Here is a 15698-nt window from a genome sequence, read left to right as displayed (position 1 = left end):
TCCTGCTATTTATCCTCACTATAACTATTATAAAGCTGATAGTATATACCTTTTTTTGCTATCAGTTCTTCATGCGTGCCTTGTTCTTCAATGCCCTTATCCGTCAAAACCAAAATCATGGTTGCATTTTTGATTGTCGTTAGCCGGTGTGCAATCGTGAAAGTAGTTCTTCCCTTTGATAAATCTTCAAGCGATTTCTGCACGATTTTTTCACTTTCATTATCTAGCGCACTGGTCGCTTCATCTAAAATCATAATGGGAGGGTTCTTCAAAAAGGCTCTGGCAATGCTGATTCGCTGTTTCTGTCCACCTGAAAGCTTTACTCCTCGTTCACCAACATACGTGTCATAGCCGCTTAAAAGTCCCATAATAAACTCATGAGCACCGGCTTTTTCAGCCGCTTCTATGACTTCTTCTCGACTGGCACCAGGTTTACCATATTGAATATTTTCAAAAACTGAACCCGAAAATAGGTATACATCCTGCTGAACAAAACCTATTTGCTCTCTCAGCGATTTTAACTGTACATTATGGATGTTTTGTCCATCAATTAAAACACGACCACCGCTGACATCATAAAATCTTGGAATCAAGTTACAAAGAGTCGTTTTGCCGCCGCCGGAAGGACCCACCAACGCAACGTTTTCTCCTGCATTCACCTTTAGATTGATATCAGAAAGGATTTGCCTTCCGCCTTCAGAATAACTGAAGCTGACATTTTCAAATGAAATTTCACCTTTTTTTAGCTTTAAGAGCTTGGCATCAGGCTCATCGAAAATATCCACGTCAGCATCCATGATTTGGAAGAATCTCTCGATACCTGTTGTTCCTCTTTGAAACTGCTCTGTAAACTGCACAAGCTGACGAATAGAACTAATCAAGGTGCCTATATACATAATATAAGCCACTAAATCGGCTGGTCTGATTTGACCGCGAATCATGAAAATAGAACCAACAACCAACACGAGAAGATTCATTAAACCATCAAAAATACGGTTGGAAGCATCAAAGCCTCCCATATAAAAGTAGCTTTTCTTTTTAATCTCATAAAATGCATTATTACCTTTGGCAAACTTCTCTTCTTCAATGTGCTCATTAGCAAATGATTTGACAACACGCACCCCTAGAAGACTGTCTTCAACCTGTGAATTAATTTCGCCGATTTGAGCTCTCTGATCTCTGAATTGCTTGCGCATTTTTTTGTTAAATATGTAAGCTGCCAAAAACATAAATGGCACGACAGAGAATACGATCAAAGTCAGCGGCACGTTGACCGAGCACAAAATGATGAAAGAACCGACCATCTTAATGGATGAAATAAAAATTTCTTCCGGGCCATGATGGGCAAATTCTGTCACATCAAATAAATCCGAAGTGATTCTCGCCATAATTTTGCCGACCTTGGCATTGTCATAATAAGAAAAAGATAGCTTTTGCAAGTGAGCAAAAAGCTCTGTTCTCATAGTTGTTTCCATTTTAGCGCCCATAATATGACCAATGGAAGCCATAAAGAAGTTAGCACCCGCATCCACAATACGCAAAAATAAATACAGCGCTCCTACTTTAAGGACGATTTCAATCGTCAGCGCTGCCAAGTCATTAATCGCTGTATTGGTAATATATCGCACAAGCATTGGCAACACAAGCTCACAAACCGTTGTCAGTGCCGCACAAAATAAATCAAAAAAAAGAATACCCTTATATTGGTTATAATAAGGTAGAAATCTTCTCAAAGAACCTTTCTGCTTTTTGCTCTTCATTTCTTCTCTCCCATCTCCTTCACAAATACAACCCTCATTGTTTTGTTATCTGAATTTACGATATTTCTATTTTTTTAATTATCTCACAAATTTACCCAAGAATCAATACCACTTACCTTCTCTGCTGCTTTTTTCCGCACAAAATGAAAGAGACCGGATATACCGGTCCCTTTCATTCTTTTGGGGAGGAGTTGTATTGAAAACTGCGGTAAACGCTTACCGCGGTGACTTATAATCTTTTAACAATTAAATTATATCGTGCCACCTATGTTCTGTCAACTTATTTTGATTAAATCTTTTGTTTTGCCTATTCCATAATGCATTTCATCTTTAGTTTTATTATTTTTGCACAAATTAGGTGAATTACTATTTTGCATTGATTGTTTTTTTTATCATCTAATGCTACAATACTATTAAATACAAGTCAATACTATAACTCTGAAACATGGTGAACTATGAACCTTAAAAAAAATGACATTATCCCACTCTCTATCACCGGCATGACAGCTGATGGTTTGGGAGTAGGACGCTATGATAACTTCCCAATTTTCGTTCCACTTTCAGCGATAAATGATTCTTTAATGGTTAGAATTGTAAAAGTCACAAAAAGATTCGCTTTTGGAAGAATCGAAGAAATTCTTAACTCTTCTTCTGACCGTATTACTTCTGATTGTCCTTACTTTACCTCTTGCGGCGGCTGCACTTACCGGCATATTTCCTATAAATCAGAACTTGCGATTAAACAGCAGAAGGTTACAGATGCTTTATCACGAATTGGAGCTTTTAAAGACCTTCCTATTCAAGCGATTTTGGGAGATTGCCGGCAATCGACTGATGGTTATCGAAACAAAGCTTTAATTCCACTCGGCAAAGATAAAGACGGAAAGTTGCAAATGGGTTTTTATGCTGTAAATTCCCATCGTATAGTAGATGCTCTCACTTGTCGCTTACAACCTGCAGAATTTAATCTTGCTATGAAAATATTTCGTGAATGGCATAGAAAATATCCTTGCAGTATTTATGATGAATTTTCTCACAGCGGTCTTCTTCGAAAACTTTATCTTCGTAAAGGAGAAAAGACGGGCGAAGTCATGGTTGGGCTTATTTCTACCAAGCCAAAAATCCCGCAAGTCGACGAACTATTAGCTGCCCTTCAAGAATCTCTGCCTACTATGGTCAGTTTTGTTGTGAACATAAATCCAGATAAAACCAACGTTGCCCTTGGAAACCGCAATATTACCCTTTGGGGAAAAGATACGATTGAAGATGAATTATGCGGGCTTACATTTGACATATCTCCCCTCTCTTTTTATCAAGTTAATCGTAACCAAGCCGAAATCCTCTACCGCAAAGCGGCCGAATATGCCGGTTTGACCGGAAATGAAATCTTGCTTGATTTTTACTGCGGTATTGGTACGATTGGTCTTTCTATGGCACACCAAGCAAAAAAAGTAATTGGTGTGGAAATTATCCCCGATGCAATTGTAAATGCCAAAGAAAATGCCAAGCGCAATCGCATTACAAATGCTGAATTCATCTGTGGTGATGCAGCACAAGCGGCGCTAGAGCTAAGGTCACAAAATGAAATTCCTGATGTAATTATTGTAGATCCCCCTCGAAAAGGATGCGACCTTTCTTTGATTGAAACAATCGTTAATCTTTCGCCCAAACGCGTCGTTTATGTTTCTTGTGACCCCGCTACCCTAGCAAGAGATCTCCGTATCTTCGCTGAAAAAGGATATCACGTTACAGAAGTCACTCCAGTAGATATGTTCCCACGTACGGCACATGTGGAGAGTGTTGTTTTATTGTCCAAACTAAAATCTACTGATGCAATAGAAGTAAATATTGACCTCGATGAGATAGATTTAACCAAATCGGAAAGCAAAGCGACTTATGATGAAATCAAGCAATATGTGCTTGATAACGCAGGACTTAAAGTTTCTCCCCTATATATTGCACAGGTCAAGAGAAAATACGGCATCATTGAAAGAGATAATTATAATCTTGGTGATAGTAAAGCTAGAGTTCCTCAAGTGCCACTTGAAAAAAAAAAGGCTATTACAGATGCGTTACGGCATTTTAGAATGATTGATAATTGACTTATAAAAAGATGCAGGTGAGAATTAAATCTCACCTGCATCTTTTTATTTAAGGTTCATTCTTCATTATGTTCATAATATTCATGGTGATAAAATCATGCATCCCCTTATTACTTAACCGACAATTTTATTGGTCATGAAAATAACACACTAAAAATTCTGAGAGAAGTAAAAAGTTTTCTAACACACTAACTTTGAATTTAGTTCGACACAAATCGACAAATTGCATAAAAATATACTCGCTAAACACTTTGTATGAGTCGTTTAATACATATAATTGTTGAGAAACGGAAAAATATATGCTATCATAATCCTAATTGCTTTATAACGTTAAGAATTACTGATTATAGCAATAATAGGAAGTTGAGCAACTGAGAAGAACTTACACATATAGTACTTGAACTTGTACTGGTTTACTAATAAGAATTTTTCTTTGCATTGGCATAATAACGAAATGAATGGAGAATTTTCTATGAAGAAATTTGATTTACATGTGCATACAGTTCCAACGATTAGTGACTCTCAATTTGATTTTCATTTTGAGACATTAAAAGAATATGTGACTTTACTTCATATAGATTGTATAGCAATTACCAATCATAACATATTTGACCTTTCACAATTCCGCTATATATCAGAAAATTTGGACATTTTGGTATTACCTGGTATAGAAATAAATCTAGAGGGGGGGCATTTGCTGTTAATAGCCAATAGCGATGAGCTTATTGATTTTAATTTAAAATGCAATGAAATAAGTAAATTAATACAATCAGCTGACGATTGTATTACCGTTTCTCAGCTTAAACAGATATTTGTAAATATGTCAAATTATTTATTAATTCCGCATTATGAGAAAAAGCCAATATTGAAGGCTACTACAATTCAGGCACTCAGACAATATATTAATGCTGGTGAAGTTAATAGTGTTAAGAAATTCCAATACTGTTTAAAAGATAATACTTGCTTAACACCAGTTTATTTTAGTGATATACGTATAAAGGATGGCTTATTAAATTTCCCTACAAGACAAACATATATGGATGTGGATGAAATTACTTTGCCCGCTATAAAAATTTGCTTGCAAGACAAGTTAAAAGTATCTCTTTCAAAAGAAGATGGGAATAAGTTATTTCAAGTATTACCAAACGGTTTACAGATTTCCACAGGATTAACAGTAATACTCGGTAACAGGTCTTCCGGTAAAACTCATACTCTTAATGAAATAAGCCGAGAAATTGAAAATGTGAAATACGTAAAGCAATTTCAACTTCTGGAAACTGACCAAGATAAAGATAAGCGCAATTTCGAGGCATTATTAAGTAAAAAACAAAGTTCAGTATCAGAGGATTTTTTGAAAGAATTCAAAGATGTTGTTGATGATGTAAAAGAAATTGATCTGTCTAAATATAAGAAGGATATTGATAGTTATCTTGTTTCATTATTGAAAAATGCATCTGAAGTTGAAAAAGCGGACATTTTTTCAAAGACATGTCTATTTAATGAGAGTTTATTTCTATTGGCTGATTTGGAAAATTTAAAAAAACTAGTTGATAGTGTTATTAATCTAATTGAAAATACTATGTATAGAGATATTATCAACAAGTACGTTTCTGTTGAAGAATTAAAACAATTAGCAGTTGAGCTCATGAAAAAATATATATCAGAAAAAGAGAGGAATTTAAAAAAAACATGGATGAACAATATAATTACTAATATAAAAGATTCTCTAAAAATGAGGACTGCTGCGACAATAATCCCTGATATTGACTTATATAAAATTATGTTTGATAAGGCTAAAATACTATCTTTTTTTAAAGTCACTCGCTTAATTCAGTCTGATAGAAAAATACATGAAAAGAATATGTTTTCATTTAAGATTGAAGCGCACGCAAAAAAATTTGGAGGAGCAGGTGAATTAAAAAGTTATAGTGGAAAAAAGATTGCCTTTTCAGATGCGTTTCTAAAATATGAAAACCCTTATTACTATTTACAGGAGTTAAAGCTAATAGACTTAATTGCACCAACTGAGTACTATAAATATTTTGTTAAAATAGATTACGCTATAATGAATGAACACAATTTCCCAGTATCAGGCGGTGAACGTTCAGAGTTTAATTTGTTAAATGCGATTAATGATGCTATGCAATATGATATGCTTTTATTGGATGAGCCAGAATCCTCTTTTGATAATTTATTTTTACAAAATAGCGTTAACGAAATGATAAAGCACATTTCTAAAACGATACCTGTTGTTATTATTACTCACAATAACACTGTTGGTGCGTCAATAAAACCAGACTATATAGTCTATACTAAGAAAAATGTCACATCAGGTAATGTGGTATATCAGATATTTTCAGGCTATCCAACGAATAAACAACTGAAAAGTTTAGACGGTGAAACAATAAGTAATTATCAAATAATACTCAATTGCTTAGAAGCAGGAACATCAGCTTATAAAGAGAGGGAAAATTCTTATGAGATACTTAAAAATTGATAATGGTACAGGCAAATACAGTATTGATGGAGCAACTTGGGTTAGTATAGATAAGATAAATAGAGACGATTTGTATAAGCTACTCGAGCTTGCCATAAGTAGTGATGATTTTGAAATGGATGTCTATGATAAAGATATGATGGCAAATCCCTCACACCAAATCATATACAGCAATATTTATAAGAAATTTGAAGATCTTACTGCAAATAGACGCAGATTCGTTGATGAGAGTGAACTACTATACAAATCAGCTATCGAAAAATATAGTCTCATTAATCACACTGAAGAATAAGCAAAATATTATATTAAGGAATAAGTTTACTACTAAGCAAGTGCGAATCGCAATACAGTAAAATCGGGTATCTGTTAACTGAACACATGTTAGAGGTGATATCTGCTCACTACCTAGCATAAACAAATTTTCAAACCTGTTTTAAAGAGCGTGGATATACTCGATAATTTTGAGAGCTCAAAAATTATCGTCGGTGATATATGTAAAGGTGTTATTATTGGAGTTAAGGCATATGGTGTTTTTGTTAAAATAAATAAAGGCGTATCTGGATTGCAATATCTCAAACAAATACATCTCCTGTATCTTTGGAAGTAAGTGTCGGAGAAGTGCTCTCAAACTTAAACGTTATTCAGTATAAGTGACGACGAAAAATATTTTTTTACAGAACAATAAAGATACCTTTTAAGTTGCGCATCATTTTTATAATGGACAAGCTAATCACGGCAAATTAAGGGAAACTCGATAAATCAGGATTTGTTTTTTATTGGATAAATAGATGATGATAAGAACAATCTACTAGGCTTTAGTTCTTCCCCACCAACCTATCTAACAGCTTACCATGACTATGAAACACGAATGTTAATATACGTTGCTTGCGGCAACGGACGGTACTTCATACAATTGTGGTAACAACTGAAAGGTGGTTATCTTTAATGTTAAATGAAAACATAAAAGCAATTAGAAAAGCAAAAGGACTTTCGCAAGAAGAACTTGCTATCAAGCTGAATGTGGTTCGGCAAACCATTTCCAAATGGGAGCAAGGATTATCTGTCCCCGATTCTGATATGCTGATTTCCCTATCAGAATCACTTGAAACACCGGTAAATACTCTGCTTGGAGAAACTGTGATAGAGTGGAAAGTAAATGACTTAAAAGCGATTTCTGAAAAATTGGAGATTATCAATTTACAACTTGCGCAAAGAAAAACTGCAAGAAGGAAAATGCTTCATTGGCTATTTATCTCATTGTGTACAGTTATAGTAATTATTTCTGCGTTCTTAATAGTATTAAATAGTTCTTACTTAGGTTGGAATTATCATGACCCTGAAACCGCCATTGCCGGAGCAGCGTTTCACGCATTTGAATGGCTATTTGTCAGATTTGCACCGATTATTCTGATTGGAGCAATTATTGGAATTTGTTTAACACGGAAGAAAGAATAAACTGCTCTGCTTTTTTGATGATAGTTCAGATTTCAAAATTCCTGTCTATCTAGCTGCATAGTTTGTTTATAACAAGAAAATCTTTATAAGATTCTTAACGAGATTAATACCCTGAAAGCCACAATAAAAAGAAGTAAGTGAGAATAAATCTCATTTACTTCTTTTTTACATATACTTCAAAACCTCATTAATCTCTTTGAGTTCATCCATACGCTCTTTTATTTCACGTTCAAGTTTTACTTTTTCATCATAGAGAAGTTCTTCAGGAACATTGAATAATCCAAGTTGCCTTTTCGTATATCCAGTTATTCGCATAATTTCTTCTTCCTCAGATTGAGAATTACATTCCGCACTAAACATAGGAAGGACACATTTAGGAATTCTCCATGTATCATTGAGCTTATGCGTTTTTCGTTCCTGTTGAGCATAGAGTTTCTTTTTTACGGCCTCATCTGCAAGGAATTTAAGAATATCGGCTTTCTCATATTTTTGAGAGCTAGTGCCTTTACCGTTAACACCGATAACTTTTAAATAAGTACAGTTATCCCAAGTATCAAGCTGCAATACATTTTTAGCATAGATATTCATATATTTTAAAACTGTTTTTCTTTCAAGTAAATGCTTGCCTACATGGTTTTTAGGAATTTCTTTCAACCAAGCCATGCTTTCTTCATCCTGCCCATAATCGTATTCTTGGTCAATCAAGTCTAGTATTTCACTCATTCCGATATATTCCACTTTATACCCTCCCCTATGTGTTCCTAAGCTATTAGCACTCTTATATCTTTATATTTTAGCTGTTATAATTTATTAGGAACGAAAAGTTATTTCCAATAAATTATAACAGCTAATGCTTACCACTGTCAAGCATACAAGAAAGGGGTGGGGCTAGATGGATGACAATATCAATGATGACATGGATAGATTGGCTGACCTTTTCGCTTATCTCATAGAAAAGTATGCAGACAAAATAGACCTAGATAACCTACCAGACCCACCCAGACCAGCAAACAAATAGTTTGCTGGTCTTTTTTATTTACGCATATATCATCAAATAGAAAGCTGTCGAAACGAATGTGTGTTCAAAAATAACAGCAAGAAAAGCTTTTCAAACAGACTGAAAAAGTACGTTTATATATTTTTTAAACAAAGACCGAACCGTTTGTTTGACGCAAATGACAGTCTCTAAACTTTCAGAATGCAAAAAGCCAAAGGGCGGCATTTTACATTCTGACGTGCGAGCCTAATTAAATACACGACACTGAAAAAAAACTGCTTTCAAACAAACGGTCAAAAAGATATTTGGTCAATTAACAGACAAAACACGACCAAATAGCGGTCAATTTCAATATCATATTTTGCAATAAATTGACCAACATGATTTCAATGTCCAAAAACGGTAACATATAAGACCAAAATATAACCCTAAAAAACACACAAAAACAGGACGGTCAAACAACGGTCATTTGACGGTCAAATTTGAAACAAAAAAGGACAATAATATCCAAATATTGACCAAAGAAAGACCGTTCAAACAGCCGAAAAAACAAATGATTTGACATTTCATTTCGACAAAATCCGAAACGGAATTACAATTCGAACACATAAAAAAATGTCATTCCAAACCAGTTCAAAAAATCGAATAAACATTCTTTTAAGATGACAAATAGGTGTTTTGAACAAATCAATATTTATTTCATAATCGAATAAAAATGTTTCAAAAACGATACGAAAATACGATTCAAACACGGATAAAAATCATAAAAAATACTCCTCGAAAAGAGCCTAAAAAACAGAAGTGCAACAAATGCAACAGTGTGCCAAAGGGGGCTACAAAGATGCAACAAAAATAGCTCGCAAACCCTTGGTACCACTGAGCGTTGTTGCAACTGTTGCAACTTGCAACAAAAAAATCACGCAATTTTGATGAAATTGCAACAGCGTTTGCAACACTAAAAAGAGCCGAAAAACCGCACCAGTCCTCGCTTACGCTCACACGATGTGCGAAGAGAAAACCCGTTTTAGCCAATTATTGAAAAAACATGGCAAAAACGAAAAAGGGCATAAGGGGTCGTGGCACACACCGCTTCGCTCTGTGTGGTCGGCATAGCCGACACAACTGTCTGCTTACGCAGCCACTTTGTCCGTGCTAACGCACTGCCAAAGCCCTTACTGCGGAGCTAACGCTCCTTGCTTTTCAGATGTCCACCGGACACCTGAAAAGTTTGCCCTAATCGTGGCAAGCCACTCAAAGAGAAGAAGCACATTTTGAAACAAAATGTTGAATAGACAAGTACATCAAATGCGTTAGCGCATTTGCGAGAGAAACAGAAGAATATTTCTGTAAATGATCGCAGAAATGATTGAATCAAATTCAAAACAGAAAGGAGCAGCCTATCATGAACAATGCAAATGATACTGTAATGTTAAAGTACGCTGGAAAAGAATATGCAATACCCCTTACAAAGATAAATGAATTCAGAGTACATCTTTCTAAAATACCGGCATTCAAACCGGTAAATGTTGATGTCCACATCAGTTTTATGTACAGCGAAAATCAGCTTGCCCTTAAAGAGTTTTTCGACTGGTATCGTTTTAACCCTTAAAACGCATGATGCTATCCCCTCTTCACAAATTATATGATAAAAAATTACAGGAACTAAAGAATGCTTTGTATGGCAGAAAATAATAAGAAAACTGTAATTTAAAACAAAAGTTACTATCATGGCATTATGATATTTTTACAGAAGTACTTTAAATCCAAACAAATGCAATCATACATCATAAAAAGGCAGGGAAGAACGGAGTTTTCTCCAATCTTCCCTGCTTTTTATTCGTCAAGATATAATTCGATTCAGCCATTGATTTTATTTAGGATATTTTACTTTACCCAAAATATTCACACCATAAATGATTTTCCCCTTTTTAATAACTTCATAATCCTGAATATAACCGATGTGCTTGTAGTAGTCTAAAATCTTTGTCACACTGCGATGTACGCTATGCCTCTTATGCTTCCATGAATCGTCTGACTTAAAATCGGAGCGATAGATGCCAATATCAGATAACAAACCGGCAATGCCTCCACCGGCGTTTTTTGAAGCCCGCTCATAAACGATAAGTCTGTATTTGTTTTCAGAATCTATGTATCCTACACGCTCTATTTCCTCATCCGTATCTTGCTTTGCCAAATTCCGAAGAGGTTCCAGCCGCCGAATTAAGAATCGCTTGATTTGAATGTTTTCAAGCGTATTCGATAGGCGAAATTCTGGGGAAAGTGTTGTGTCATAGAGCAATTGTTGTGGAAAAGAGTTGAATTGGTGCAATCGCTCAGCATAGCCATAAAGAGGCATGAATAAGTCGGCATATTCCTCCTTTTTTGATGAATTTGAATCGGGTGAATTTGCGCGTATAGCATATCGAGGAGCAGGGCTTACCTTTTCAGCCACAAGAAAAGGTGCACGTTCAATGTATCTAAGGGGAATCTCTCTTTTATCCATTTCCGCTTCGCAGCCAATCTCAATCTCTGTTTTTCTCAGCCACTCAATAGAGTCAATAATGTGTTGTTGGTTATATCCCTTGACGATAGTCTGTTTCTCGTCACCGGACAATACACGCAAAACTTGACCCGGTGTAAAGGTTGTATCGTGATTCTTATAAATCGTATAAACCGCATCGGCAACATCACAATCAAAGTTGCTCAAATTATTTGAAATACGAAATTCTGTAAGAATCTTTTCTCCAAAGTTTTTTCCCACAATCGCACGATGCACTCGATTATCGGCATAATCGTCATACCGTCTGAGAAGCTTTAGGATTTTTGTGCTGTTGCAGTAATAAGTCTTTATGTTCATCGAGTAGTCCCTTTTTCGGCATTATTGAAATTCTGCTCGGCAGGAGATATTTTCTCAGGAGCAGAAGATTTCTTCTTAGAGATATCTTCCGTAAAATAATCATATTTTGCATAGTAATGCATTTTAACACTGGAGCTTGCTCCGCTGCTGCCATATCGCTGCTTGAGGGCTGTCAGTTCGACTTCGCGGGGGGTCTTTCCTTTCTCAGTACTGAGAGAAAATTTAGATTTCAGCGTTGAAAATTCAGGAGCCTTACTAAAGGACAAGCCAAGCACTACATCGGCTGAATATTCAATTCCACCTGTTTCTTTAAAAGATTCAATCTTTACTTTTTGATTATAGGCGGCACGGTTCAAAGAGCTAATCACAACCACGGGAATGTCAAAATCTTTGGCAAGCCTTGTCATCCACTTCACCGTGCGGTCAACATTTTGCTTTTCGCTGCCCATGGAGTTAGGAGTGTCCGGGGCTATAATTTGCAGGTAATCGACAATCACCACAGGTTGTTTCTCTTTTACTTTGATATAGTCAGAAACCATCGTATATATTTTCTCGGCAGTCAGTTCTTCACCGCTTTCCTGAAACTGAGAATCCTCTACCATCAGGTTTTGACTGTTTTTCTCCACCTGATTTCTCGCTTTCTCAATTTGCTTCCAGGTATCCGTCTTAAAAAAGCCATCCTTTTGTGAGGAGGTCAATTCATTCGCAGTCAATGCAAGTGTTTCCTGTTGATGTACGTTACAGAAAAGCTGGCGGCTAATCGCCTTAGCGGCAATCATCAAACTTGGCATTTCAAGCGAAAAGTAGATGACCGGTGTATCATTCGAGGAAATATACTCCGCTATTTGCAGCAATAGTGTCGATTTTCCAAGCCCTGTGATAGCACCAAGGACAGTTAAACCGGGAAACAAACCACCGCCGAGTATCGTATCTAACTTCTTAAATCCTGTTGCAATCTTTGGCTTTGCCAAGGTCTTTATTTTATCTTTTGTAAACCGGCTCACTTGGCCGCTTAGAATTTTGAGTTCAAATGGATTACTCGGAATCTGTTGTTTAGATGAATCGCTCATGCCTTTTATTCTCCCCAAAATATTAATAGGTTTATTATACCATAATCGTCATAATATGAAAAGTGATTCCGAAAAACGCTCTTGCATGAGGGTTTTTTCAAAGAAAACAGGTTCCGCAGTTATATAATATAAATTTTAAAGTCACTGATATATACTGACATATTCTAAGAAATATATATTATTCTGTCATCCTATAAGTATCAAATATTATATAACAAGACAGTAATTCATAGAGAATTGCACCGTCTTAAAAATGAAAGGCTTGTATCTGGTTGCACCAGTTAGGTGGAAGAAAAACCTCATCTGCGATGAAAAAAGAGATAAAACAAAGTTTGGCGAAAATTAAGAGAAATGGGTTCTTTTCTGAAATTTAGATTTTGCTGAGAAAGCAACACAAGTGTTGCCGGGGGATAAAGTGAAGAAAATTTTGAGAATTAAAAAGGAGTTATCTATGAGTACAAACAAAATATCGTTGGAAGTGAGGCTTTCACGCTTGAAAAAAGGCTGTATGAGCGACCCTTCTTGTCTTTACGATATCATCAAGCAACTGGGAAATACACCCATTCGCCAGTATTTCTATGGGTATGAGAAAGAATGCGATTTACTTTTAAAGCTGCTTGATATTTCGAAAGCACAGTCTGAAAGTCTGACCTACAGCCACGTTGCCGCAAAAATAGCGAAACACTCCGATGGCACGATTCGCTCTCGCAGCACGCAGCTTTTAGAAGTCCCGCTCTACTACGATTATAAAGAAAGGTGTATGTAAATGGAAAAAATATCTTTACAGAAACGATTGGAAATGACTGTGATAGAAAAGACAGCCAACTTCAAAGCGTTTGAGCTAAATTTGGACACGTATTTCGTCACTTTATCCGAGATGAGTCAGAACAATCATTTCCGGCAGAAATACAATCAGATTGTTCTAAAATATCCGGAATGCGCAGGGAAGTCGTTGTCGCAGATTGTATATGACACGGACACCGAGGTTGCGGAAACGCTTGAGATGACCGAACAAGAACGTGATGCACTGCTCTATGACATTCTCATCGAACCATTTGTGCTGCTGCAAAAAAACAGAATCAAAAAGGAGAGTTATTTATGAATATGCCCGCCATTATCAAAGAAAACAGCACTGGATTTCTCAAAACAACCTTGCAGGATGAGTTGTTTCTAACAAGAGAAATGCAGTGCTTTGAAGAAATTACCGCCGAAAGTGTGAATGCACTGATTTTACAGCTGCAATATCTTTCCAGACAAAATTCTAAAAAAGAAATCACCCTGTACATCAACAGTCCCGGCGGTTCGGTTTCCTCGGGGCTGGCTCTTTACGATATGATGAAAGCCATTCCCAATCCGATTCGGACAGTTTGTGTCGGCACAGCAGCCAGCATGGCCGCCGTCATTTTCCTGTCCGGCGACAGGCGGGAGATGCTAAAACATTCGCAAGTCATGCTCCATGACCCTCTGATTTCCGAGGGCGTGGGCGGCAGTGCGCTCAAAATCAACAGTATCAGCCATAATCTCATGAAAACCAGAGAAATCATAGCAGAAATCATTGCCGAACACACAGGAAAAACGCTTGATGAAATCTATAAAGTCACAGCGAATGACACCTTTTTCAACGCAAAAGACGCCATCGCCTTTGGCTTGGCAGACAATATGATAAAAGAAATGGGAGGATATTAAAATGGAAAATGTTCGTATTCTATCAAAAGACGTGTGTGTTAACAACGATACTTGGGCAACAGGACTCAACAACAATGACATGATTATCGGCGGCAGCGGGGCAGGAAAAACTCGTGGGTACGTCCTGCCAAACATTTTGCAGGGTAATGAAAGCATGATTATTGCCGACACCAAAGGCAGTGTGCAAGGGCAGGTAGAACAAGCTCTTCTTGCAAATGGATACAAGATTATGAACATCGACTTCCGTGATTTAAAGCAGTCTTATGGTTACAATCCGCTGGACTATGTTCGCTATGACAAGGAAAAAGACCAATATAGCGAACAGGATATCATGACCATTGCCAGCTGTCTTGTTCCCATTGAGGCGGTTAACGATCCCTTTTGGGAACTTTCCGCTCGTATCTATATCGAAAGCATGATTGCCTATGTATTTGAGTGTTTACCGGAGAACGAACATAATCTTGTCAGTGTGGTTCAGCTCTTTCACGAAATGAATACAGGGCGATTCAATTCGCTCTTTGAAGAGCTGAAACAGCAGGCACCGCAAAGCTTTGCGCTCAACCGTTACAATATGTATCAGGGCACACAGAAATCAGAAAAAACCTACGAAAGTGTCCGTGCTTTTGTCGGCAAGAATCTTTCGGTCATGTGTCTGGAAAGCACACAGGCAATCTTCAAAAATCCACAGAAAATTCGTTTTGAAGACCTCGGCAAAGAAAAGACAGCTGTCTTTCTCTCCGTCAGCGACACAGACCGCAGTATGGATAAACTGGCAAATTTGTTCTATACCCAAGCCTTGCACGCACTCTGCGGCAGTGCAGACAGAGATTATACCGATTTCCGATTGCCTATTCCTGTTCGGTTTATTCTGGACGATTTTGCCGCCAACGTGTTCATTCCCGACTTTGACAAGATTATTTCCATCATTCGCTCAAGAGAAATCTCTGTCAGTGTGATTTTACAAAGCATTTCTCAGCTTGAGGGAATGTACGGTCATGCGGGTGCCATGACGATTCTCAACAACTGTGACCACTGCCTGTATCTTGGCGGACAAGATGTTGAAACCGCACGATATATCAGCGTAAAGGCAAACAAATCGGCAACCAGTATTCTCAATATGCCGCTGAATGACGCTTGGCTATTCACCAGAGGCAGTGAGCCAAAACAGGTCGCAAAATATGTGCTAACAGCATGATTTCCCCAGAAGAGAATAGAAAACTTACCTGAATCAGCAAACAGCCTCTTTTGACTGTCTGCTGATTTTTGCTTAGGTT

General features: G+C 37.0%; 13 protein-coding genes. 9 read left to right on the top strand and 4 right to left on the bottom strand.

Going from position 1 to position 15698, the window contains the following annotated elements; genetic code table 11:
- Positions 1 to 5: 5 nt before the first annotated feature.
- A complete protein-coding gene (locus tag CS931_RS01125) occupies positions 6 to 1760 on the bottom strand; it encodes an ABC transporter ATP-binding protein (protein WP_099203923.1) in 1755 nt (584 codons plus the stop codon).
- A gap of 455 nt (positions 1761 to 2215) precedes the next feature.
- On the opposite strand from CS931_RS01125, the gene rlmD reads away from it, so the two are divergent.
- The 4 genes from rlmD to CS931_RS01105 all read left to right on the top strand — a co-directional run bounded on the left by rlmD (position 2216) and on the right by CS931_RS01105 (position 7814).
- Positions 2216 to 3862 (top strand): 23S rRNA (uracil(1939)-C(5))-methyltransferase RlmD, encoded by a 1647-nt coding sequence (gene rlmD / locus CS931_RS01120; protein WP_099203922.1) that lies wholly within the window; start codon positions 2216 to 2218, stop codon positions 3860 to 3862.
- A gap of 472 nt (positions 3863 to 4334) precedes the next feature.
- Entirely contained in the window at positions 4335 to 6359 is a 2025-nt protein-coding gene (locus CS931_RS01115; protein ID WP_099203921.1) for a histidinol-phosphatase, read from the top strand.
- A complete protein-coding gene (locus CS931_RS01110) occupies positions 6340 to 6651 on the top strand; it encodes a hypothetical protein (RefSeq protein WP_099203920.1) in 312 nt (103 codons plus the stop codon). The genes CS931_RS01115 and CS931_RS01110 overlap by 20 nt, the downstream gene beginning before the upstream one ends.
- A 653-nt stretch (positions 6652 to 7304) precedes the next feature.
- On the top strand, positions 7305 to 7814 hold the full coding sequence (locus CS931_RS01105) for a helix-turn-helix domain-containing protein (RefSeq protein ID WP_099203919.1): 510 nt from the start codon (positions 7305 to 7307) through the stop codon (positions 7812 to 7814).
- Between the two features lie 165 nt (positions 7815 to 7979).
- Here CS931_RS01105 and CS931_RS01100 read toward each other — a convergent pair whose 3' ends face one another.
- Positions 7980 to 8552 carry a hypothetical protein gene (locus CS931_RS01100; protein ID WP_099203918.1) on the bottom strand — a complete coding sequence of 191 codons (573 nt, stop codon included), beginning with the start codon at positions 8550 to 8552 and terminating at the stop codon, positions 7980 to 7982.
- A gap of 1661 nt (positions 8553 to 10213) precedes the next feature.
- On the opposite strand from CS931_RS01100, the gene CS931_RS01095 reads away from it, so the two are divergent.
- Positions 10214 to 10420, top strand: a complete 207-nt coding sequence (locus CS931_RS01095; RefSeq protein ID WP_099203917.1) for a hypothetical protein — start codon at positions 10214 to 10216, stop codon at positions 10418 to 10420.
- Positions 10421 to 10681: 261 nt separating this feature from the next.
- Here CS931_RS01095 and CS931_RS01090 read toward each other — a convergent pair whose 3' ends face one another.
- Positions 10682 to 11668 (bottom strand): hypothetical protein, encoded by a 987-nt coding sequence (locus tag CS931_RS01090; protein ID WP_099203916.1) that lies wholly within the window; start codon positions 11666 to 11668, stop codon positions 10682 to 10684.
- Positions 11665 to 12738: a DnaB-like helicase C-terminal domain-containing protein gene (locus CS931_RS01085; protein ID WP_099203915.1), complete on the bottom strand. Its 1074-nt coding sequence runs from the start codon at positions 12736 to 12738 to the stop codon at positions 11665 to 11667. The genes CS931_RS01090 and CS931_RS01085 overlap by 4 nt, the downstream gene beginning before the upstream one ends.
- A 451-nt stretch (positions 12739 to 13189) precedes the next feature.
- On the opposite strand from CS931_RS01085, the gene CS931_RS01080 reads away from it, so the two are divergent.
- The 4 genes from CS931_RS01080 to CS931_RS01065 are packed head-to-tail and all read left to right on the top strand — an operon-like array spanning position 13190 to position 15619.
- Positions 13190 to 13504: a hypothetical protein gene (locus CS931_RS01080; protein WP_099203914.1), complete on the top strand. Its 315-nt coding sequence runs from the start codon at positions 13190 to 13192 to the stop codon at positions 13502 to 13504.
- Complete coding sequence (locus CS931_RS01075) at positions 13505 to 13840, top strand: hypothetical protein (protein ID WP_099203913.1); 336 nt, start codon at positions 13505 to 13507, stop codon at positions 13838 to 13840.
- Entirely contained in the window at positions 13837 to 14424 is a 588-nt protein-coding gene (locus CS931_RS01070; protein WP_099203912.1) for a ClpP family protease, read from the top strand. The genes CS931_RS01075 and CS931_RS01070 overlap by 4 nt, the downstream gene beginning before the upstream one ends.
- A gap of 1 nt (position 14425) precedes the next feature.
- On the top strand, positions 14426 to 15619 hold the full coding sequence (locus CS931_RS01065; protein ID WP_099203911.1) for a VirD4-like conjugal transfer protein, CD1115 family: 1194 nt from the start codon (positions 14426 to 14428) through the stop codon (positions 15617 to 15619).
- The last annotated feature ends 79 nt before the right edge of the window (positions 15620 to 15698 follow it).

Origin of the sequence: Scatolibacter rhodanostii, from assembly GCF_900197595.1 — a bacterium.
In the GTDB taxonomy this organism is placed as follows: Bacteria; Bacillota; Clostridia; order Oscillospirales; family Acutalibacteraceae; genus Scatolibacter; species Scatolibacter rhodanostii.
The sequence above is the reverse complement of the archived record's forward strand: the minus strand, read 5'-3'. Positions and strand labels throughout refer to the sequence as shown.

What these genes read in the sequence shown, in the direction of transcription:
- CS931_RS01105 (WP_099203919.1), top strand. Translation starts at nt 7,305, where the DNA reads ATGTTAAATGAAAACATAAAAGCAATTAGAAAAGCAAAAGGACTTTCG.
- CS931_RS01110 (WP_099203920.1), top strand. Translation starts at nt 6,340, where the DNA reads ATGAGATACTTAAAAATTGATAATGGTACAGGCAAATACAGTATTGAT.
- CS931_RS01080 (WP_099203914.1), top strand. Translation starts at nt 13,190, where the DNA reads ATGAGTACAAACAAAATATCGTTGGAAGTGAGGCTTTCACGCTTGAAA.
- CS931_RS01070 (WP_099203912.1), top strand. Translation starts at nt 13,837, where the DNA reads ATGAATATGCCCGCCATTATCAAAGAAAACAGCACTGGATTTCTCAAA.
- CS931_RS01095 (WP_099203917.1), top strand. Translation starts at nt 10,214, where the DNA reads ATGAACAATGCAAATGATACTGTAATGTTAAAGTACGCTGGAAAAGAA.
- CS931_RS01115 (WP_099203921.1), top strand. Translation starts at nt 4,335, where the DNA reads ATGAAGAAATTTGATTTACATGTGCATACAGTTCCAACGATTAGTGAC.
- CS931_RS01125 (WP_099203923.1), bottom strand. Translation starts at nt 1,760, where the DNA reads ATGAAGAGCAAAAAGCAGAAAGGTTCTTTGAGAAGATTTCTACCTTAT.
- CS931_RS01075 (WP_099203913.1), top strand. Translation starts at nt 13,505, where the DNA reads ATGGAAAAAATATCTTTACAGAAACGATTGGAAATGACTGTGATAGAA.
- CS931_RS01090 (WP_099203916.1), bottom strand. Translation starts at nt 11,668, where the DNA reads ATGAACATAAAGACTTATTACTGCAACAGCACAAAAATCCTAAAGCTT.
- rlmD (WP_099203922.1), top strand. Translation starts at nt 2,216, where the DNA reads ATGAACCTTAAAAAAAATGACATTATCCCACTCTCTATCACCGGCATG.
- CS931_RS01085 (WP_099203915.1), bottom strand. Translation starts at nt 12,738, where the DNA reads ATGAGCGATTCATCTAAACAACAGATTCCGAGTAATCCATTTGAACTC.
- CS931_RS01065 (WP_099203911.1), top strand. Translation starts at nt 14,426, where the DNA reads ATGGAAAATGTTCGTATTCTATCAAAAGACGTGTGTGTTAACAACGAT.